Annotated in this window: 16 protein-coding genes; 9 read left to right on the top strand and 7 right to left on the bottom strand. The window is 58.1% G+C overall.

Annotation, left to right across the window (positions count from 1 at the left end; genetic code table 11):
* Positions 1 to 116 precede the first annotated feature (116 nt).
* The gene (locus ACR0LY_RS19445) at positions 117 to 2483 is read left to right on the top strand and encodes a mechanosensitive ion channel family protein (RefSeq protein ID WP_170351803.1); all 2367 of its coding nucleotides are present in this window, start codon (positions 117 to 119) and stop codon (positions 2481 to 2483) included.
* Between the two features lie 88 nt (positions 2484 to 2571).
* Here ACR0LY_RS19445 and ACR0LY_RS19440 read toward each other — a convergent pair whose 3' ends face one another.
* From ACR0LY_RS19440 to ACR0LY_RS19420, 5 genes are read right to left on the bottom strand one after another with little or no spacing between them, the layout of a single operon-like run.
* Complete coding sequence (locus ACR0LY_RS19440; RefSeq protein WP_170351802.1) at positions 2572 to 3927, bottom strand: CoA transferase; 1356 nt, start codon at positions 3925 to 3927, stop codon at positions 2572 to 2574.
* Positions 3924 to 5078: an ABC transporter permease gene (locus ACR0LY_RS19435; RefSeq protein WP_170351801.1), complete on the bottom strand. Its 1155-nt coding sequence runs from the start codon at positions 5076 to 5078 to the stop codon at positions 3924 to 3926. The genes ACR0LY_RS19440 and ACR0LY_RS19435 overlap by 4 nt, the downstream gene beginning before the upstream one ends.
* Entirely contained in the window at positions 5075 to 6103 is a 1029-nt protein-coding gene (locus tag ACR0LY_RS19430) for an ABC transporter permease (RefSeq protein WP_170351800.1), read from the bottom strand. The genes ACR0LY_RS19435 and ACR0LY_RS19430 overlap by 4 nt, the downstream gene beginning before the upstream one ends.
* A gap of 14 nt (positions 6104 to 6117) precedes the next feature.
* Entirely contained in the window at positions 6118 to 8028 is a 1911-nt protein-coding gene (locus ACR0LY_RS19425; RefSeq protein WP_170351799.1) for an ABC transporter substrate-binding protein, read from the bottom strand.
* A complete protein-coding gene (locus ACR0LY_RS19420) occupies positions 8021 to 9793 on the bottom strand; it encodes an ABC transporter ATP-binding protein (protein ID WP_170351798.1) in 1773 nt (590 codons plus the stop codon). The genes ACR0LY_RS19425 and ACR0LY_RS19420 overlap by 8 nt, the downstream gene beginning before the upstream one ends.
* 275 nt (positions 9794 to 10068) lie before the next feature.
* Between ACR0LY_RS19420 and ACR0LY_RS19415 the strand changes: the two genes are divergently transcribed.
* From ACR0LY_RS19415 to ACR0LY_RS19385, 7 genes are all read left to right on the top strand, one after another.
* Positions 10069 to 10524: a class I SAM-dependent methyltransferase gene (locus tag ACR0LY_RS19415; RefSeq protein ID WP_254428615.1), complete on the top strand. Its 456-nt coding sequence runs from the start codon at positions 10069 to 10071 to the stop codon at positions 10522 to 10524.
* A 16-nt stretch (positions 10525 to 10540) separates the two neighbouring features.
* Positions 10541 to 11170 carry a glutathione S-transferase family protein gene (locus tag ACR0LY_RS19410; RefSeq protein ID WP_170351796.1) on the top strand — a complete coding sequence of 210 codons (630 nt, stop codon included), beginning with the start codon at positions 10541 to 10543 and terminating at the stop codon, positions 11168 to 11170.
* Positions 11171 to 11280: 110 nt separating this feature from the next.
* Positions 11281 to 13683, top strand: coding sequence for a GcvT family protein (locus ACR0LY_RS19405; RefSeq protein ID WP_170351795.1), 2403 nt, complete (start codon positions 11281 to 11283; stop codon positions 13681 to 13683).
* A complete protein-coding gene (locus tag ACR0LY_RS19400) occupies positions 13683 to 15236 on the top strand; it encodes a trimethylamine methyltransferase family protein (protein WP_170351794.1) in 1554 nt (517 codons plus the stop codon). Before ACR0LY_RS19405 ends, ACR0LY_RS19400 begins: the two co-directional genes overlap by 1 nt.
* On the top strand, positions 15237 to 15911 hold the full coding sequence (locus ACR0LY_RS19395; RefSeq protein WP_170351793.1) for a TetR/AcrR family transcriptional regulator: 675 nt from the start codon (positions 15237 to 15239) through the stop codon (positions 15909 to 15911).
* A complete protein-coding gene (locus ACR0LY_RS19390) occupies positions 15908 to 17212 on the top strand; it encodes an NAD(P)/FAD-dependent oxidoreductase (RefSeq protein WP_170351792.1) in 1305 nt (434 codons plus the stop codon). The genes ACR0LY_RS19395 and ACR0LY_RS19390 overlap by 4 nt, the downstream gene beginning before the upstream one ends.
* 52 nt (positions 17213 to 17264) lie before the next feature.
* Entirely contained in the window at positions 17265 to 17996 is a 732-nt protein-coding gene (locus tag ACR0LY_RS19385) for a hypothetical protein (RefSeq protein WP_170351791.1), read from the top strand.
* 13 nt (positions 17997 to 18009) lie between these two features.
* Here ACR0LY_RS19385 and ACR0LY_RS19380 read toward each other — a convergent pair whose 3' ends face one another.
* Entirely contained in the window at positions 18010 to 18369 is a 360-nt protein-coding gene (locus tag ACR0LY_RS19380; protein WP_425081593.1) for a DUF3307 domain-containing protein, read from the bottom strand.
* A 244-nt stretch (positions 18370 to 18613) separates the two neighbouring features.
* Between ACR0LY_RS19380 and ACR0LY_RS19375 the strand changes: the two genes are divergently transcribed.
* The gene (locus ACR0LY_RS19375) at positions 18614 to 21610 is read left to right on the top strand and encodes an ABC transporter transmembrane domain-containing protein (protein WP_170351830.1); all 2997 of its coding nucleotides are present in this window, start codon (positions 18614 to 18616) and stop codon (positions 21608 to 21610) included.
* On the opposite strand, the gene ACR0LY_RS19370 is transcribed toward ACR0LY_RS19375, so the two are convergent.
* Positions 21607 to 21894: an ArsR/SmtB family transcription factor gene (locus ACR0LY_RS19370; RefSeq protein WP_170351829.1), complete on the bottom strand. Its 288-nt coding sequence runs from the start codon at positions 21892 to 21894 to the stop codon at positions 21607 to 21609. The two genes, ACR0LY_RS19375 and ACR0LY_RS19370, sit on opposite strands and share 4 nt — an antisense overlap.
* Positions 21895 to 21962: the final 68 nt, after the last annotated feature.

Here is a 21962-nt window from a genome sequence, read left to right as displayed (position 1 = left end):
CATTGCAGCCGAAACACGAAATGACACGAACTTGAGCCGTGAAACGCTGAATATTTGAATACGCTCAGGCGCTTCTGTAACCTGCGATGCAACATACGACTTGGACAGAAAAATTGATGAAACTCAGACTAATTGCTGGAATGGCTCTGATCCTGTGGGCGTTTGCTGCGGCCTTCGTCACAGAGGCATCGGCGCAAGTCCCTTTGATCCCCGGATATACCTCAGAGTCTGAGGCCGAAACTGGGACCGATGGTGATCTGGCTGCCGCGATCAAGGCGGCAACCGAGGCCGGCGCCAGCATAATTGTCATCGACAGCGCGGGGCAGGTTGTGTCTTCGGGCGGTCAGCCAGGTGCTGATGCCTCGGCCGAGGACGCGCATGGGCCGATGGGCGACGGATCGCAACTGATGAAAGCGCAGGAAAGGTTCTCAAAGTTCCGCGAGTCCATGGAATCGCGCCTAGAGGCTTTGCCCTATTCTATTTTCGAAGTTCAGTACGTCCTGCGGCAGACCAGCCCGGATGGCCGCATTCAGACCTATGTCGAGGTTCTGGCGTGGAACATTCTGTTTCTGCTGCTGGGGCGCTGGCTGTCCACCGAGATTTACGGCAAGCGCATGGCCAAAAAGCTGGTTGTGGCACGGTCCAAGGAAAACCCGCAGGGCTATCGGGAGAAAATGCCGTTTTTGGTGTTCCGGTTTTTCATGGGGATCGGGGGCACGATCTTTGCGATGCTGATGGCGCTGATCGTGGGGTACCTGTTCTTTGGTGAAGCCGAAGATATCTCGATTCAGTTTACGGTCACTGCGATCTTTACGGCGTTTTTCCTGTCGCGCACGATATCCGACCTGTGGCGGATGGTTCTGTCCCCTTATCTGAGCCAATACCGTTTGCCGCCCTTCTCAGATCGAGACGCAAAGCGGCTGTATTTCTGGGCGTCGGCGCTGGCGACCTACGACATCTCGGTTGTGTTGTTCGCCACTTGGGTGGCGGATTTTGGGTTGAACTACAATGTCTATGCCTTGGTCTATGGTGGCCTGACCATGTTGGGCGCGCTGGGTAATTTGTTGATGATCATGTTCAATGCGCGCGCCATTTCGAATGCCATTCGCGGCGGGCGCGCACCGGACCAAGTGTCGTGGATTTTGCGGTTCATCTCATTCGCGTGGGCGCCTGTGCTGGTTGTCTATATCGTATTCAGCTGGTTCAAGCTGGCGGTGGATCTGGTGCTTGAGAATGAGAATTCTCTGCCGATCGTGGCCAGCAGCTATTTGATTTTCATGTCTGTGGTCGTGGCCTACGGAGCAATGAATTACCTGCTGGAGCGTTACTTTGACCGTAACCGCCAAATGGAAGACATGAATGCGGCGGCCACGGAAGAGGATGATGAAGCCGTCGAGACACCCGAGGCGGAACTGCGCCAACATTCGATCCTGACATATGAGGATTTGGCCCGTCGCGTGGCAGGGATTTTGGCCTTTGTGGTCGGGCTTTATGCGTTGGTGGTGATCTGGAACCCCGAAGCCAGCTGGAGCGAGGACTTGCCGGTCGAGCGTGCGCTGGATGTGATGGTCATCCTGTTCATCGGCTATATTCTCTTCCACTTCTTCCGCATCTGGATCGACTCGAAAATTGCTGAAGAAACCGATGATGGCGGCGAAGAGGCCGAGTTGGGCGATGAAGGCGGCGAAGGCGGGCAAAGCCGTCTGGCGACCCTGCTGCCCCTGTTCCGTGGGGCGATCCTGGCCGTTGTCGTCGTTACCATCGTTTTGATCGTGTTGATGGAGTTGGGGATTAATGTCAGCCCGCTGTTTGCCGGTGCCGGGGTGGTAGGTCTGGCTGTTGGGTTCGGCTCGCAAACGCTGGTGCGCGATATCTTTTCGGGGGCGTTCTTCCTGATGGATGATGCCTTTCGTAAAGGAGAATACATCGACATCGGGGATGTGAAGGGGACGGTTGAAAAAATCTCGGTTCGTTCATTCCAGTTGCGTCACCATCTGGGCGCGCTGAACACTATTCCCTTTGGTGAGATCAAGGTGCTGACCAACTATTCCCGCGATTGGGTGATCATGAAATTGCCGTTGCGTGTGACCTATGACACCGATGTTGAAAAGGTGCGCAAGCTGATCAAGAAGCTGGGTCAGCAATTGCTGAGCGACCCCGTGATCGGCGACAACTTTATCCAGCCGTTGAAATCGCAGGGCGTGATTGAGATGCAGGATTCCGCGATGATCATCCGGGTCAAGTTCATGACCAAACCCGGTGACCAGTGGCTGGTGCGCAAGAGAGTCTATCAAGATATCCGCGAGCTATTCGCACGCGAAGGGATCAAGTTTGCTCATCGCGAAGTCACCGTGCGGCTGGCCGAAGGCAAAGAACCCGAGGATCTGACGCCGAAGCAGCGTGAAGCCGTGACCGGCGCGGTGCAGGCGGCGATTGATGAGGATTATCTGGACGATATCGGCCCCGGCGGGGATGATCGCTAGGGAAGGCTCCCGCCCCCTTGGGATGCGTCTCTGACGAGACGCCCCCCAAAGTGTTGGGCCGGGCCGCGCGTACCGCGCGGCGGTTGGCTCAGGTGGTCAGCGAAGGCCAGATAGGTTGGGATGTGCCCAGCTTCGCGGCTGGCAGAGGCCATGACATATGGGCCTGGCCAACGGACAAAGCCGGTTTCAGGCGATGGCCGGGGCCCCAGCCGGAAGCTTCAATCTCTTGTGCGTAATCGGAAGTTGTGGGGGTTGTGATCTCTTCGTCCTGCTCGGATTTTGCCAACGCAGCCAGTAGTTCCGCTGTGCGGGCCAGGGACAGCTGCGCCAGCATGATGGAGTTTGCAGACGCGGCTTCGGCCATTGCTGACAGGACCGTCGCAGCCATCAGATAGCCTGTCGCGTGATCCAGCGCCTGAACCGGCAGAGGGGTGGGTTTTTCGGCCTTGGCCCAAGCGCGACCCGCGTCTGCGATGCCAGCGCTCATCTGTACGAGGCTGTCAAAACCACGTCTGTTGGACCACGGCCCCTGCCAGCCATAAGCGTTCAGAGTGACCTCAATTCGGTTGGGAGCCAGTTCATCACGTTTTATCTTGGTCAGTCCAAGCGCATCCAGCGCACCCGGGCGGTAGCCATGAATGAAGACATCTGCTTGCGCCAGCAGGTCTTCCAGCTTCTTCAGACCGGCTGGCGATTTCAGATCTAGATAGGCGCAGTGTTTGCCCAGTGAAATACCCGGAATGACACCCGGCTCATCCCATCCGGGCGGGTCGATGCGCAGAACTTCGGCACCGAACCCCGCAAGCGTACGGGTCGAGACCGGTCCGGCTAGAACACGCGTCAGGTCCAGAACGCGCAAGCCTGCCAGCGGACGTCGAGCCGTTGCCTCGGGACGGTCGCGCGGCGTGATATGCCGCGGGCTGTGCCATCCGATCAGCGGATCGCGCGACACCGCCCGCCCTTGCGGGTGTTCCAGCCATTCGGTCCGACCGCGCATCGCGGCGGCCGCGCCGCCCTCGGCCACAACCGAGGTTTCTAAATCGGCGATGGACCAGTCTTTCACAGCCTGTGCAACTGCGTCCCGGTTGGCTTGCGCCTTCAGCACCTTCAGCGCCGCTGCCCGGTGGGAGGGCAGATTGGTGTGCAGCCTGATCCAGCCATCCGACGCCTGATAATCCCCGGCGATTGGGTCCCAGAGGCTGGGCATCTCCCACCCGTCTGGTTTGAACGAAGACCCGTACCACAGCGAAGCCAAACGATGATTGACCGATATCTCAGGCGTTGTGGGGGCAAGGTTCATTGCTGTGATCAGGCGCGCCAACTCTTGACCAACGGCAGCGAAACTGGCGGTTGCCAGTTCGGATACAGCAAACGCGCTGGACCATGCGCCCTTCCCGGTCGACTTGTAGCTGTCTGCGGCGGGGAGGGCGGAAATCAGGCTCATTGCTGGTACGGGTCCAGACTGTCGCGCAATCCGTCGCCCAGGAAGTTGAACGCCAGTACAACGACAATGATTGGCAGCATTGGAATTGCCGTCCACGGATAGATCTCGATCGAGGCCAGGTTCTGCGCGTCATTCAGCATCACCCCCCAGCTGACCGCAGGAGCGCGCAGCCCAAGGCCAAGGAAGCTGAGCGCCGTTTCTCCAAGGATCATCGCCGGGATCGACAAGGTGGCCGATGCGATCAGGTGGGACATGAAGTTGGGCAGCAGGTGTTTGCGGATCACGCGGCCCGAGCTTGCGCCCATCATCTCGGCGGCGCGCACGTATTCCTCTTCGCGCAGCGACAGGAATTTGGCGCGCACGGATCGGGCCAGACCGGGCCAATCGAGGATGCCGAGGATGATCGAGATGATGAAAAACACCGCCACCGGGCTCCAATTCGAAGGCACCGCGGCGGACAGGGCCAACCACAGGGGTAGTTCAGGCAAAGAGCGCAGGATTTCAATGACCCGGTTGATCACCCAGTCGATCTTGCCGCCGAAATAGCCGGCCATCGAACCGAAGATAATTCCAAGGGTGAAAGACACCGAGATGCCGATTAAACCTACGGTCAGCGACAGCTGCGCGCCGTAGAGAATGCGACTGAACACATCCCGGCCCAGACGGTCCGACCCCCACAGGAACAGCGTCGCCCCTTCGGGCGCGCAGAACAGGTGAGTGTCGGATTTGATTAGGCCAGCCAGTTTGTATTCCGACCCTTCACAGAAAAACTTGATCGGGCGCGGATCTTCGAGGTCGGGTACGAATTTCCATTGGAAGGTTTCCAGATCGGCCTCGGCAACGATGGGAAAGACATGGGGGCCGATGAATTTGCCCTCATAGAACCAGTTGACGCTTTGCGGCGGCGCATAAAGATGCTCTCCGTTGCGTTCATTCGGACCATAAGGCGCGATGAACCCTGCGAAAGGCAGCATCAGATAACACAGCAGCAGGAAAATGCCCGAGATCAAGCCCAGCTTGTGAGTTTTGAACTTGCGCCAAACCAGCACCCAGTTTGGCGCGTCCAGATCGGCACGCTCGAGCTGTTGCAGGGCGGCGTCCGGGTCATAGGGGGCGTCGTCGACATAGCGACCATCGGAATGTTGGGTCATGCTTCACGCCCCTCGTACCGGATGCGCGGGTCAAGCATGACCAGCAGAATGTCAGATATCATGGTGCCGATGAGGGTCAGCAGGGCCACGAACATCAGAATAAAGGCGGACAGGAACTGATCCTGCGTTTTCAGTGCCGTCAGAAGGGTCGGGCCGATGGTTTGCAGGCCAAGAACAACCGAGACCAAAACCGAGCCGGACACCATCGAGGGTAGCAGGTTGCCGATATCCGCCACGAAGGGGTTGAACGCCACGCGCAGCGGGTATTTCGCCAGCATCCGCGACGGGGCCATCCCTTTGGCGATTGCGGTTTCCACATAGGGTTTCCCCAACTCGTCCAGCATGTTGGCACGCAAGCGTTGCATCATGGCCGAAGCCCCCGAGGTGCCGATCACAAAGGTCGGGACGATCAGGTGGACAAGAATGGACTTCAACTTGTCCCAGCTCATCGGCTGGCCTTCAAAGGATGGGTCCATCAAGCCGCCGATGGGTAGGTTGAAGTAACGGTGGCCGTAATAGAACAGGATCAGCGCAAGCAGAAAGTTCGGCGTGGCCAGACCCAGATACCCCACAAAAGCCGACGTGTAGTCGATCCACGTCCGGGACTTGGCAGCAGCAAGGACACCAAGCGGCAGCGCGACGGCGTAGACGAACAGGATGGCGGCCAGGTTGACCACTACGGTCAACCACAGGGTATCGCCTACAATCTCGGCCACGGGGCGGTCGAATTCGAAGGACCAACCATAGTTGCCCTGCAGAAGCCCCTCGAACCCGTGCGGGCCGGGCCAGAATCCCATCCAGATCAGATATTGTTCCCAGACGGGCCGGTCCAGCGCATATTCCGCACGCAGAAATTCCGCCTTGGCCACGCCGGCAGACTGGCCGGAAGCCTGCAACTCGGCGATCTGATTGCTCAGGTAATCTCCAGGCGGAAGGTTGATGATCACGAAGATCAGCACCGACACCACCAACAGAGTCAGCAGCATCGTGAAAAAGCGATACACCGCATAGCGCAGCATGACCATTTAGCTGCTCCTGATCAGTCGGCGAAGAAGAATTCGTCCGGCCGGTGAATGCCGAAATGGGCGCCGGGCTCCCATGCCCACATGGCCTGTTCGGGCACGTTGCGCAGGCGGTTCGACACCACCACAGGCTGCGGTGCGCCGTTCAGAATGCCGATGGCAAATAGCTGTTCGGCATGAATGTTCAACATCTCGGTCCAGATTGCCTTGCGATCGTCGTCGTTGGTGGCGACCTCCCAATCATGGGCCAACTGCATCAGGCGTTCTGCCTCGGGCATGTCGGGGGCTTCGCCTGCGTCGCCGCCGGTTTGATAAAATTGACCCCATTTGGGCCAAGCCAAAAAGACCTGATCGGTCGGCGCCAGATAGGCGGGCGAGGTGTGGGCCTGCGGAATACCGTCATCCCAGCCAAACCAGACTGAAGCCATTGTGTTTCCAGCAAAAACGCGGTTGCGCAAGATGTCCCTGTCCAGCGGTCGCATGACCAGAGCGACGCCAATCTCGCGCCAGGTGTCGGTGACGATCTGCAGCGCGTTCTCGACCTCCTGCCGTTCACCGGCAGTTTCGATGATCAGTTCCATCGGGCGGCCATCGGGCAGCATGCGGATGCCGTTCTTGTCCCGCTCGGTCAATCCGGCCTCATCCAGTAGGGCATTGGCCATTTCGATGTCGTATTGCGCCCATGCCTGAGCGTTTTCCTCATCATAGAACGGCGACGCGGGCAGAACCGACATCGCGCCGGGTTGGGCCAATTTGAAATACAGCGCCTGATTGATCGTCTTGCGGTCGATGGCAAGCGACAGGGCACGGCGCACGCGGACATCGCGCAGAACGTCGCGCCAACCGTCATCAGCAAAGTTCAGGTTCGGATAGATTGCGATCTGCGACGCGACACCGGTTTTCCACAGCCGTGTCTTGTAGTTCCCGACCTCTTCACCCTTCTTCAGGATTGACGCATCGCGGAACGCCAGACCACGCCCTTGCAGGTCGGTTTCACCGGCATTGGTTTTTGCTGCGACCAGACCGGGGGCGACAATCTCCATCTCGACCACGTCGATATAGGGCAACTGCACACCGTTGCTGTCGATGCGGTGGTAATAGGGGTTGCGCACAAAGTTGTGCCGGATTTTCTTGCCCGAGCTGGCATTCAGCCATGGCTGAAGTGTGGGTAGTTCGTGGTTGTCGAATTTATAAAGGTTATCCAGCTTGTTGTGCAGTGCCGCCCAGCTTTTGACGCGGTTGTCTTCAACCAACGCGGCCATCTCTTCGGGATCTGCATATTTCTCGTGATACGGCTTCAGAAATGCGGCCGGTCGGTAAATGAAGGGCGGGCGCGCCTGTGCCAGTGATTGCAGGAAATCCGGGTTCGGGTCCTCCCATTCGAAAACTACGGTTGTTTCGTCGGGGTAGCTCACCGTTGGCGTTTTGCCTTCGACGATCAGAAAATCGGGCGGGCCGGACGGGCTGAGCAGCTCGTTATTTGCGACATCTTCCCACCAGTACCTGAAATCCTCGGATGTAAACGGCGATCCGTCTGACCATTTATGCCCCTCGCGCAGGTTCAGGGTAAACTTGCGGTTGTCTTCGCTTTCGTAGGACTCGAGCAGGTCGGGTACAAGTTCGTAATTCTCGTTGAAACCCACCAGCCGGGCATAGCCATAGACAACCATCTGGCGGATGTCCTTGGACCGGGTGACCATAGTGCGCAAAGTGCCGCCTGGCGTTCCAAATTCACGCCCCTTCGCCGCCAGATCGACAACCAGCGGTTCATCGGGAAGGCGATCCTGAACAGGTGGCAGATTGCCCGCGCTCACCTCACTTTCCCAAAATCCGCTTTCCTTTGGGGTGGGTGTTTCCGCCGAGGCGGGCAGCATCCACGCAGCCGTCAGCGTGGCAGCCAGAAGCAGGGGGCGAGTGGTCTTAAACATGGCATCGTACCTTATGGCCGGGTTCCATCTCTACCAGCGAAGGTATCACGGAGTCAGTAAATCGGAAGGCGTCATCCCAACTGTCCGGCGAACCTGCGCCCAAAGCAACCAATTTCAGGTCGATTGGGCGGTTGATGTCAGGTTCTGGCTGGGCGGCAATCAGCGCCTTGGTGTACGGGTGGCGGGGATTGTAGAAAAGGGTCTCGGGCGGGGCCTGTTCAACGACCAGCCCGCGGCGCATCACGGCAACCTCGTCGGCAATGCGCGCCACAACGGCAAGGTCGTGAGAGATAAAGAAGTAGGACAGGTTCAGACTGTCCTGCAAATCTTCCAGCAGGGTCAGGATTTGTTCCTGAACCGAGACATCCAAAGCCGATGTAGGTTCGTCGCACACGATCAGCTGCGGGTCCAGCATCATGGCGCGGGCAATGGACAGACGCTGTCGCTGACCACCAGAAAAGGCATGAGGGTAGCGTTTCAGCATGTCGGCGTTCAGCCCAACCCGCAGCAGCATCTCGGCGGCTTTGTCACGCTGTTCAGATGCGGTGCCGATCTTGTGAATCTCCAACGGCTCGGTCATCGCATCCTGAATGCGCATGCGCGGGCTGAGCGAGCTGTAGGGGTCTTGAAACACCATTTGCGCCTTTCGCTGAAACGCAGTGCGCTGGGCGCGGGTCATGTGGTGGACGGTAATAGGGTCTTCGGTTGGCGAGGTGCGGAACAGAACCTCGCCGCCGGGATCTGGAAGTTCGGCGCCCAACGCGATACGCGCAGCCGTGGTCTTGCCCGAGCCGCTTTCGCCGACCACGGCCAGCGTCTTGCCGCGTGCGAGCTTCATGTCAACGCCACGGCAGGCATGGATCAGTTGTTCACCCTTCCAACCCTTGCTGGATCGCAAGGTGTAAGTTTTTGAGACGTTCTTGATCTGTAGGATCAGATCCTCGTCGGGCATCGGTATCCCAACTGAGTCTTCGTCCGGTATCTCGGGTGCGGCGTTGAACAATTGCTGCGTGTAAGGATGCGCGGGTGAGGTCAGGATCGGGGCGGCGGCCCCGGATTCCATCACACGGCCCTTGTGCATGACGACGACCTGTTCTGCCATATTGGCGACCACGCCCAGATCATGGGTGACAAGGATCAGTGCCATGCCGGTTTCGCGTTGCAATTCCTTGATCAGGCCCAGAACCTGCGCCTGTGTCGTCACGTCAAGCGCGGTTGTCGGCTCGTCCGCGATCAACAATTCCGGCTTGGACACCATCGCCATCGCAATCATGGCGCGTTGGCGCATGCCACCCGACAATTCAAACGGGTAAGAATCATATGCACGTTGGGGATCGGGAAAGCCAACGCGCTCGAACTGAGTCAAAACTTCTTTGCGGGCCTGCGCCTCGGAGGCGCCACGGTGCAGCCAGAGAACCTCGCTGACCTGATTGCCGATCTTGTGCAGCGGCGACAGGGATCGCATCGGTTCTTGAAAGATCATCGAAACGCGGTTGCCGCGAATGCCGCGCATCTGCTTTTCGCTAATCTTGGTCAGATCCTCTGTGCCTTTGGAATCATTCAGAATGATTGTCCCGCTGCGAATTTGCGCGGTGCGTGGCAAAATCCGCAACGCCGCCCTGCACGAGATAGTCTTGCCAGAACCGGATTCGCCGACCAGCGCAAGTGTCTGCCCCGCCTCGACGTCAAAATTGACGCCTTTAACAACGGGGTTGCCCGCACCAAAACCGATGCTCAAATCGCGGACAGACAACAAAGCTGTCATGCGGGTATTCCACCCGTTGGGCCGTAGGTCGGCATCGGCTTGATCAACTCCCCGTGTTTTTTGACGCAGTCTCGCGCGGTTGGGGCGGGGTAGTCAAACCCGTTCTTGGGGTGAAATGTCGCGGAAACGTGAAACTGACACCAATTTGTCTACACAAAGTCTTGAGGATTTGCGATCACGGGCCATGTCGACCCCATCTGGCAAATCGACTGATATCAAGGAGAGATTTCCCCGTGCCCGACGATCAAAGCCGACTCGATCTGTTCATTGACCGCATGGTGTCGCAACGCGCCTGTCTGGATTTTGCCATTGCCGAATCGCGTGGCATGGCGGGGCCGGTCTTTGAATTGGGTTTGGGCAATGGGCGGACCTATCATCACATGGCGCAATATGTGAAAGACCGCCCCGTGTACGTGTTTGAACGCGCGGTGGCGTCCCACCCAGATTCAACGCCCCCCGAGGATCGGGTGATTCTGGGCGATGTGCGCGAAACGCTGCCCGCCGCGCTGACGCGTTTCGGTGCCACTGCAAGCCTGATCCACGCGGACCTTGGCGGGCATAACCGAGAAAAGAACGACGCCTTTGCAAGATTTGTTTCACCGTTGATCCAACCTCTGCTCGCAGAAGGTGGTTTGATGGTCTCCAGTGATCGGATGTATTTCGACGAACTGACTGAATTGCCTTTGCCGCCCGGTGCGGTTCAGGGCCGGTGCTTCGTCTATCGCCGCTGAGACACAGGAGCATCCCATGCTGTTCTACGATTGCAAGACCGCCCCGAACCCACGCCGGGCTCGAATGTTCATCGCAGAAAAAGGGCTGGAGGTCGAAACCCGCGAGGTCTCGATCGGCAAAGGCGAACAGCTGAGCGATGCGTTCAAAGCGATCAACCCGAACGCGACCCTTCCTGTGCTGATCACGGATGAGGGCACGGCACTGACCGAGAACCTTGGCATCGCGGCCTATCTCGAGGCCCGATTTCCCGAGCCGCCTTTGATGGGGCGCACCCCGGATGAAAAAGGGCTGGTTTTGATGTGGAACAGTATCGTTGAACAGCAAGGCGGCGCGCCCATTGCCGAAACTTTGCGCAACACGCATCCCGCCTTTGCCGACAGGGCGATTCCTGGTCCGGTGAATCACGCTCAAATTCCTAAACTGGCGCAACGAGGTGCCGCGCGGGTTGGATATTTTTTCGATCTGTTGGAAAGGCGATTGGCGGAAAGTCCCTATATCGCCGGGTCTGAGTTTACGCTGGCTGACATCTCAACATTTGTCTTTGTTGACTTTGCCCGAGTGATCAAGACGCGAATACCGCAGGAAAATTCGGCAACGCTGACTTGGTTCGAAAAGGTCAGCACACGGCCCAGCGCGCAGCTTTAAACCAGAGAAATTCGTCGAACAATCTGGTGCGGGTAGAACTGTACAGAAATGTCTAGACAGAAGTGAACAGTGGGTCTAGCGTTCTGCCCAAGCCATGTTGGGAGGGCAGGATGAAATCTCAGTACCGTGTTGTGGTTATCGGGGGCGGCGTTGTGGGCGCCTCGGTTCTGTATCACCTGGCCAAGTTCGGCTGGTCGGATGTGGTGATGCTGGAACGGCGGCGGTTGGCATCGGGATCTTCCTGGCACGCTGCCGGAGGGGTTCATGCGTTGAACGCTGACCCAAATATGGCCTCGCTGCAGGCGTATACCATCGATCTGCTTAGTGAGATTGAAAAGGAATCGGGTCAGAATATCGGTATGCACATGACCGGTGGCCTGACGTTGGCTGGAACGCCCGAACGGTGGGAGTGGTTGCAGGCGAACTACCGTATTTTTCAGTCTATCGGCATTGAGGATTGCGAGTTGCTGTCTCCGGAAGAGGCGCAGCGCCGTTGCCCGATCATGTCCACCGACGGCGTGCTGGGTGCTATGTGGGCGGACCGCGAGGGCTATATCGACACGACCGGCACGGTGCAGGCTTATGCAACGGCGGCCAGAAAACGTGGTGCCGAGTATTACGAAGAAACCAAGGTTGAGGAGCTGATCCAAACCACGGATGGTTGGCAGGTGGTGACCGACAAAGGCACGATCACTTGCGAACATGTGGTCAATGCGGCTGGGCTTTGGGCCAAACAGGTGGGCCGCATGGCTGGCATCGAACTGCCGGTCTCGCCGCTTAAACACCACTATCTGATTACCGACACGGTGCCTGAAGTGGCGCAGGCGGATTTCGAGATGCCGATGACCGTCGACCTCGAAGGGTTCACCTATATGCGGCAGGACCAGAAGGGCGTCCTTGTTGGTATCTACGAGATTGATCACGAACACTGGGCCATGGACGGCGCACCGTGGAATTACGGCGAAGAGCTGTTCCAAGAACAGCTGGATCGGATTGAAAACGAACTGACGCTGGGCTTTGAGCGATACCCGTCGATTCAGAACGTGGGGATCAAGACGTGGGTAAACGGGGCGTTTACTTTCTCGCCAGATGGTAACCCGCTGGTCGGACCCGTTCCGGGCAAGCGCGGTTATTGGTCGGCCTGCGCGGTGATGGCCGGGTTCTTGCAGGGCGGCGGCGTTGGCAAAACATTGGCCGAGTGGATGATCCATGGCGAGCCTGAGGCGGATGCATGGCCGATGGACGTGGCGCGGTATGGTGATTTCGCGCAGAACAAACGCTATATCCGCGAAACCACCGGGCAGTTCTATTCCCGCCGTTTCGTAATGACCTACCCGAATGAGCAACTGCCCGCGGGCCGTCCGCTGAAGATGGCGCCCGCCCATGACGCAATGACAGAGGCCGGCTGCAAATGGGGTGTTAGCTGGGATCTGGAAGTGCCGCTGTATTTCGCGCCGAAAGGGTTTGAGGAAACACCGACGCTCAAACGATCAAACGCTCACGACATCGTGGCCGAGGAATGCAAGGTGATCCGCGAAGGCGTCGGCCTGTTGGATATCTCGGGCTTTTCGCGGTTTGAGGTCAGCGGCCCCAATGCTGAGGTTTGGCTCGATAAGGTCATGGCATCGAAACTCCCCGCGCCGGGCCGTGCCAAATTGGCCCCGATGCTGGGCGAGGACGGGCGGCTCAAAGGGGATCTGACCGTTCTTAACTGGGGCGACGACACCTGGTGGATCATGGGCAGCTATTATCTGCGCGCCTGGCATATGCGCTGGTTCGACGATCACATGATCAACGGCGTCAATATCCGTGATCTGGGCGAAGAGTATTGCGGTTTCGCTGTGGTAGGGCCGAAATCGCAGGCAGTGGTCGAGAAACTGGCGGAACAGGATATCTCGGGTCTTGGGTTCATGGGCTGCGATGAATTCGATATCGGCCTTGTTCGCGCCCGCGTCGCGCGTATGTCGGTGACAGGCGAAAAAGGCTATGAGATCAACTGCCGTTATGGCGATCATATTGCGCTGCGCCGGATGCTGCTTGAGGCCGGGGAGGATGAAGGTATTCGCGAATGCGGCTTCAACGCGATGCTGTCGACGCGGCTGGAAAAAAGCTTTGGTATCTGGTCGGCGGAGTTCACCCAGGCCTACACGCCGGGGATGACAGGAATGGATCGCTGGATTGACTGGGATAAGGATTTCGTCGGCAAAGACGCCGCATTGGCCGAGCGTGACAGAAACGGCCCGGCGCAAGTGCAAGTAACGCTGGAAATAGACGCGCTGGACGCTGACGCCAGCGGGTACGAGCCGATCTGGTCGGGCGAAGACCGAGTGGGTTTCGTAACTTCGGGCGGCTATGGGCACTATACCGGCAAGTCGCTGGCAATGGCTTTGGTCAACCGCGACAAGGCTGCCCCGGGCACCGAGTTGTCTGTGCATGTGGTTGGCGTTGAACGTCCCGCGCGTGTGATCGCGCCGTCCCCATACGATCCGAACGGTAAGGCGATGAGGGGCTGATGGTGATCTCGCAAACATCCGAGCGCGGCAGGCGGCGTCGTGGACGCGGTGCAGACGCCGCGCCTGCCCCAAGTCGCGATGTGAATTACCGCCAGCTGCGTAATCCGTTTCCATTGATGGAAGTATTCCCGGCGGAACAGATCGTCGATATGCACGAAACGGCTCTGCGGACGCTTCAGGAGCTGGGGATCAAGGTTCTGCTGCCTGAGGCGCGCCAAATTTTCGACAAAGCAGGCGCGCGGGTGGAAGAAGACAGTGAAATGGTCTTCATCGGTCGAGAGATCGTTGAGGCCGCCATAGCGTCAGCCCCCAAGTCTATCAATTGCCGTGCTGGCGCGCGCCGTCGTGATTTCACGCTGGAACTGGGCAGTCTTGTGTTTCAACCAGGGGCAGGGGCTCCGAATGCCACTGATCTGGAACGGGGGCGCCGCCCTGCGACGGGGCAGGACTATCTGGATTTTTTGAAACTTACGCACCACTTTGATGTGTTCCAGATGATTTCGCCGCAGGTCGAACCACAGGACGTGCCGACCCACCTGCGTCACTATTTCACCACGCAGGCGCAGATGGAGCTGACTGACAAGTTCCCGTTCTTCTACTCTCGCGGAACGCCGCAGGTGATGGATTGTTTTGAGATGCTGACCACTGCGCGTGGCCTGCCGGACGATGAATTCCGCGCCACCCCGCACAGCTATACGATCATCAATACCAACAGTCCGCGGACGTTGGATATCCCTATGGCGCAAGGACTAATCGACTTTGCCCGCCACGGTCAGATGTCGATTGTCACGCCGTTCACGCTAATGGGGGCGATGGCACCCATTACTGTGGCCGGGGCGATTACGCTGTCTCATGCCGAGGCTTTGGCAGCGGTTACCCTGACCCAGCTAACCAATCCCGGCGCGCCGGTGTGTTATGGGACCTTCACCAGCAACGTGGACATGAAATCGGGGGCTCCAGCGTTTGGGACGCCTTCGCATTTCCAGGCGTCTCTGGCGGCGGGGCAGTTGGCGCGGCATCTGGGCCTTCCGTGGCGGTCCGCCGCCGGGTCGGCGTCGAATGTAAACGACGTTCAGGCCGCGAATGAAAATCAGTTTGGCCTTTGGGGGTGTCTGATGGCCGGGGCCACGGTGATTATCCATTCGGCCGGGTGGCTGGAGGGTGGATTGACGGTCTCGTTCGAAAAGATGATCTGTGACGCCGAAGTGCTGAATATGGTGGCCGAGCTGTGTGCTGGCGCACAAGCGGGCACGGCCGAGATCGGTTATGACACCGCCCTGCGAGAGGTTGAACCCAGCGGGCATTTCTTTGCCTCCAGCCAGACGATGGAGCGCTACAATACCGAATTCTACGAGCCCCATGTGCATGACTATGCCAATTTTGGCACCTGGACCGAGCGCGGATCAATCGACGCCAATCACCGTGCAACGGACGTTTGGAAGACCATCCTGAACGATTTCAAAGCCCCTGCCGGGGACAGCGACAGGTTGGGTGACTTGCAGGACTTCATCGCACGCCGTACGGCTGAAGGCGGCGCACCGCCGGAGAGTTGAATGAACACAAAACCGATCCTGCATAGGGACGATCCCAAGGCCGAACCGCTGGTCGGCAACATCAAGGTCACGCGCGACGACTGGCTGAACGTGGCGATGGACGTGCTGATCTCGGACGGGGTGGACCAGATCAAGGTTCTGAACCTGGCCGAGCGGATGGCCGTGTCGCGATCATCTTTCTATTGGTATTTCAAGTCCCGGCAGGAATTGCTGGACGCGCTGCTGGCTCGCTGGCAGGCAACCAATACGGCGGCGCTGGTTGCGCAGGCCGAAGAACCTGCCGATACCATCACCGCTGCGGTTTGCAATGTGCATCGCTGCGTGGTGAACACGGACCTCTTCGATACGGCGCTGGATTTCGCCGTGCGCGACTGGGCACGCAAGTCAGGCAAGGTGCGACGAGCCCTGGATCAATCGGACGCGCGGCGGCTTGAGGCGTTGCACGCCATGTTCGCGCGGTATGGGTATCCCGAGATCGAGGCCGAAACCCGCGCGCGCGTGTTGTACTACATGCAAATCGGGTACGATCTGGCGCAGTTGAATGAGCCGATGGAAACGCGGCTGTCGCTGGTGTCGCATTACCTTTACGTCTTCACCGGAGTCGAACCCAGGCCCGAAGAAGTCGAAGAATTCAGTGCCTATTCAAAGCGCTATTGGGAGGGAGCAACAGAATGAGTCAACCAGACGCAATTATCATTGGCACGGGTGTCATCGGCGCGGCCATCGCGTTCGAGATGGCCAAGGCCGGGTGGAAAACTCTGTCGTTGGACCGCAATGCTCAGGTCGGTCACGGCTCGACCGCCGGGTCCTGCGCGATCATCCGGATGCATTATTCGACCTTTGATGGCACGGCCTTTGCGTGGGAAGGCTATCACTATTGGCGCGACTGGGCCGAATATCTGGGCCTGCCAGCAGATGCCAATCTGGCGCAGTTTCGTGAAACCGGATGTCTGGTGATGAAGACCGAAGCCAACGGGATGCTGGAAAAGCACATGAAAAACAGTGCGGATCTGGATTGCCCGTTCGAAGATTGGTCGCCTGAAAAAATCACGGAGCGTCTGCCGGTTTATTCATTGGACAGCTTCACCCCGCCCAAACGCATGGAGGACCCGGAATTTGGCCAGCCGAACGGGCGCAAGATGCAGGGCGGCGTGTTCTGGCCGCAGGCCGGATACGTTACCGACCCGGCCTTGTCGGCGCAGAACCTGATGGATGCCGCCAAACAGCATGGGTCAGAAGTGCGCACCGGGGCCGAGGTGGTCGAAATTCTGACGGAAGGTGGTCGCGTGGCCGGGGTCAAACTGGCCTCGGGCGAGGAAATCCACGCCAAGGTCGTGGTAAACGTCGCTGGACCAGGATCAGCGATTATCAACAAGATGGCTGGCGTATTGGATGACATGACCATCGAAACCCGCCCTCTGCGACAGGAAGTGGTTCACGTCCCCGCGCCCGAGGGATTCGATTTCGAAAATGACGGTACTATCGTGTCGGACAGCGATATCGCGTGTTACTGCCGCCCTGAACATGGCAATCATATCCTCGTGGGTTCAGAAGATCCCGAATGCGATCCGCATCAGTGGTGCGAGGATGACGTACACTACAACCACGACTTCACCGACCAGTGGACAACGCAGGCGATGCGCTATGCCCAGCGGGTGCCCAGCCTTGGCATCCCGTCCAAAACCCGTGGGGTGGTTGATCTGTATGATGCGTCGACCGATTGGATTCCGATCTATGACAAATCCAGCCTGCCGGGGTTCTACATGGCCTGCGGCACCAGTGGAAACCAGTACAAGAACGCGCCGATCGCAGGAAAGATGATGACGGCCCTGATCAACTATTGCGAGGGTGGGGCGGATCACGATGCGCAGCCATTGCAGTTCGAGCTGCCCTATATCAAGCGGATGATCGATGTTGGGTTCTACTCGCGTAAACGTCCGATCAACGAAGAAAGCAGTTTTTCGGTTCTGGGCTAGCCTGCGTGCAAAACTGCTCTAGTCTTTCCAGGAACCGTTTGTGGGGTCCTGGATGACTGAACCATCGAACCGAGTTCTGATACTGGGCAGCGCGCCCGGCGCCTTGGCCGCGCAAGGCTGGGCGCGCGATCCCTTTACCCATATTGTCGCGATCAATAACGCCTGGCGCATCCGGCCAGATTGGGACATTCTGATCCACCCCGAAGATTTCCCGATAACAAACCATCCAACTGGACTTGCCCCGCATCAGCGGATCATCACGGCGCAGGACTATGTACCGGCGCAAAATGGGTTTGGTGGGTTTGTCTACGCTGGCGGAACGATGGCGTTTACCGCGGGCTATTGGGCCTTGGCGGCGCTAAGGCCTGCGGTGCTGGCCTTTTTCGGCTGTGACATGATCTACCCGGATACCGGGAAGACGCATTTCTACGGAACCGGTCAGGCTGATCCTTTGCGTACGGATATCACTTTGCGGTCGCTCGAGGCTAAATCGGCGCGCCTGGCGCTGTTTGGTGCAGAGCAGGGATGTCAGGTCGTCAGGCTGTCAAAAGGGGAGAGCCGCCTGCTGTTTCCGTCTGTCGGGATCGGTGATCTTGTAAGAGACGACTTACCCGAAACCGACGCGATGCAGACCATTGTCCAGTCTGAAAATGAGCTGGGCTATCACGTGCCTTCGGGGCGGTACTGGGAAGTTGCAGACAGGTTCGACACTAGCAAGCTTGATGCGTTGGACCAGCAATGGCTGGCAGCCTATCGCGCGTCGGCCTTGATAGATTTCGCCTGAAACGGCCAACAGATCAGGTGGCGAATTTCGCCCAGGCCCAGACCATCGCGATATAGGTCAGGTTGTGCATCAACTGGTCCAGACCCGCAGCGCGCCAAAAAGCAGCCTGTGTTGGCATCAGTTTTTTCTTGTCAGAATAACTGGCTTTGGCAAAATCGATGTTGAAATGTACGAACCATTCCAGGGCGGCAATTATAAGAATAAAAGCCCAAGGCGCACCGAACAGCACAAAGACAATAACGGATCCGATAACATGTACGCCGGCATGTTGCGCGCGACCCCAGTGAAAATACTCACCACGACCCGATAGCATTTTGGGTGTCTGAAGGTAGAAATCCGCGAACATATGTTTGATCTGCAACAAGCAGAGCATCAACAACACTGCGCCCAAGCTGGCGGTCAAATTGTTTCTCCCGATATCGTCCTAAAGCGAACTCTAGGGGCTAAACTGGTGCGGCGCAAATAAACTAGATCACACATGGCGAATTAATGTGCAAACTGGAAACTATTTGCGTCAGTGGTCACGAATGCTGTAAATTCAGCGTGTTGGATGCGCCGCAATTTCTTCAAGATCGGATCGGTGATTCAAAACAGGGGCAGGATCCATAGAACGTTCGATTTTCCGGTTTATTTGGAAGTACTCAAAACGCGATCAGCTAATTCTGCTGGCCGTGACGTCAACGCTGTTCCCGCTGCTGTATCTGACACTGGAATTGCCCAAGCGCATTATCAACGATGCCATTGGTGCAGCCAGCCCGATTGTGGATGTTCTGGGGTATCAGGTACCGCAAACCACATTCCTGATTATTCTGTGCGGCGCGTTCTTACTGGCGGTGCTTGCGCATGGCCTGATGAAGATGCGCATCAATACCATGAAGGGCGTGCTGAGCGAACGGATGCTGCGCCGGTTCCGCTATCAGCTGATCAACCGCGCCCTGCGGTTCCCTCAACCGTATTTCGAGCGGGTCAGCCAGGGTGAAATGGTGTCGATGATCACCGCCGAAAGCGAGCCTATGGGTGGGCTTATGGGCGATGCGATCAGCCAACCGGTTCTGCAGGCGGGACAGATGATCACGATCCTGTCGTTCCTGTTCCTGCAAAGCGTCTGGTTCGGGCTGGCCGCTGTGGCCTTGATACCGCTGCAGGCGTGGCTGATTCCCAAGCTGCAGCGTCAGATCAACTTACTGAACAAGAAACGCATTCAGGAAGTTCGCGTGCTGGCCGCGCAGATTGGAGAGAATGCGGCCGGGGCTTCGACCTTGCGTGCCAATGGCGGCTGGCGTTATCGCCGGGCGATGATCTCGGATCAATTGGGGCGGCTGTATGGCATTCGCTTCGAGATCTACCAGAAAAAGTTCTTTATGAAGTTCATCAACAACTTCATCTCGCAACTGACGCCGTTCATGTTCTATTTGATTGGCGGCCTTCTGGTGTTGCAGGGCTCGGTCTCATTGGGGGCGCTGGTGGCGGCGTTGGCGGCGTATAAGGACCTGAGCTCGCCCTGGAAAGAGCTGCTGACCTACTACAACCAGACGCAGGACATGTCGCTGCGCTGGGACGTGGTGATCGAACGTTTTGCCCCGCCAGGAATGCCCGATGAAAAGCTGTTCGAAGGCGAGCCCGAAACGCGACCACATCTGAATGGGGATATCGCGCTGGATCGGGTCTCGGTTCGGGATATGGATGGCAATCAGGTTTTGGATGATCTGAACCTTACCTTTAAGGGCGGACAAACTGTTGGGATTGCGGCCCCCAGCGAAGAGGACCGGCGCGCCGTTGCTGAGTTGCTGACGCGGGAAATTCTGCCCAGCGCGGGTCGGGTCGAGATTGGTGGCGAAAACCTGTCGAACCTGCATCAAAGTGTGGTGGCCGCGCGCATCGGCTACGCCTCGTCACGCCCAGTTATGTTTCAGGGGACGTTGGGCGACAATGTGATGATGCCGATGCGTCAGAGGCCGCTGACAACGCAGTCCGACGACCCTGATTTTGCTGAGACCCAACGCGCAGGCAACAGCGCCGATCCGTATGATGCCGAGTGGCTTGACCCGTCTCAGGCTGGGTTGGACAGCCCCGACGCGCTGCGCGATTGGTGGTTGCACCTGATTGACGGCATGGGGTCGGGGGCGGCTTTGTTCCAGCGTGGATCAGAGCAAGTGTTTGATCCGGTTGAACACCCGGAATTGGCCAGCAAACTGGTCGAGCTGCGCCCCTTGGTCCAGCAGGCAGTGCAAAAGGCTGGGCTGGAGCAACAAGCTTTGGTGTTTGATCGCGATACTTACAACCCGGCCTTGCCGGTGGTGGAAAACCTGCTGTTCGCCACACCGCGTGTGCCGGTCACGCAAGAATTGCTGGCGCGTCAAACCGTCTTTTTGGGACAACTGCGCGAGTTGGGGTTGGACGAAACACTGGTTGGTCTGACCCGCGATGTGATCGAGATGCTGCGTCAGATCTTTGGTCTGGACGGCACTGACCACCCGCTGTTCCGCAAGCTGGGACTTGAGGCCCAAACCTATGAGGCCGCGCTGGAACTGGTCGAGCGGACCAGGAATGAGGGCGTATCCGGTCTGGATGACGAACAACTGGCCAATCTGCTGGCGGTGCCATTCGTGATTTCGGCGGAACAGATTGGGCCTGCCTTTACCGATGAGTTAAAGAACCGAATCCTCGAATTGCGTCACAGCCATTCCGAGAAATTGCTGGGGCGGTTGCATGACGTTTTCGTCTCGCTGGACAAAACGGCATTTGCGCCGGGTCTGACCGTTATGGAAAACGCCCTGTTCGGCAAAGTCAGTCAGATCGGGGGCGGTCGTTCGGACGAGGCGCGTAAGCTGATTGTCGATGTGCTGGACGAAAACGGCGCGCGCCCGCTGGTGGTCGAACTGATTTATGACGTCCCGGTCGCAATCGGTGGTCAGAACTTGCCTGCCGTTTTTGCCGAACCACTGGCCTTTACCCGCGCGACGATCAAAAAGCCGGACATCCTGATCCTGGAAAACGCGCTCGCCAGCTATGACATGGCGACACAAGTTGCTGTTTACAAAAACCTGCGTCAGTTGCTGCCCGACACGACAGTCATCTATCTGAACGACCAGTTCGAAAATCCGGATGTATTCGACATGTTTGTCGAAATCCGGCAAGGTCGTGTGGTCTCGGACGGAGGGTATGATGCCGTGGAAGAGGATAGCGCCGCCTCAGCCGATCTGGCGCGTAAGCTGCGCGCACTGGAACAGACGCCGCTGTTTTCCGGTCTTGACCGCAGGCAGTTGCGCCTGCTGGCCTTTGGTGCGCGCTGGTTCGATGCCAAGCCGGGCGAGGTTGTGTTTCTGAAAGATGACCAACCCACCGATGGGGCCTATGTGGTGCTTGAAGGCGAGGCCGGTCTGTACCTGCCTCAGATGGAAGGCCCGGATCAACTGATCACAAAAGTGGGGCCGGGGGCACTGGTGGGGGAACTGGGGCTGATCCGCAAGGAGCCCCGCGCCCTGAGCATGATTGCCGAGACGGAACTGTCCTGCTTGCGGATCGGGGAAGAGGAATTCCTGGCGGTGGTCGAAAACGATGCCGCTACCGCATTCAAGCTGATGCAGGTGATCGCTGGGTACGTTTCGAACTAAATCTTGGGCTTACAGAACAATTCGTAAAGCAGCCCGATGACCTGCGCGGTGTTGCCGTCCTGCAGCGAGTAATAGATGGTCTTGCCGTCTCTTCGCGTGGACACCAGCCGTTCCTGCCGCAACCGGGCCAGCATCTGGCTGACGGCGGCCTGCCGGATTTGCAGCAGGTCCTCTAACTCACCCACTGATTTTTCGCCGTCGCCCAGATGGCACAGGATCATGAGCCGGCCTTCATGGGCCAGTGTTTTCAGAAACGCCGCAGCCCGCGCGGCGCTTTCTTTCATGTCCGCGGGGTTTTCAGAATGTGCGCCTTCGGTGTCTTGGGCTTTGGGGGTCACACGCAGCCTGTTTG

Source organism: Ruegeria sp. BC5 (assembly GCF_056539205.1).
Note: the sequence above shows the minus strand (reverse complement) of the source record. Positions and strands in the feature narration are given on the sequence as shown.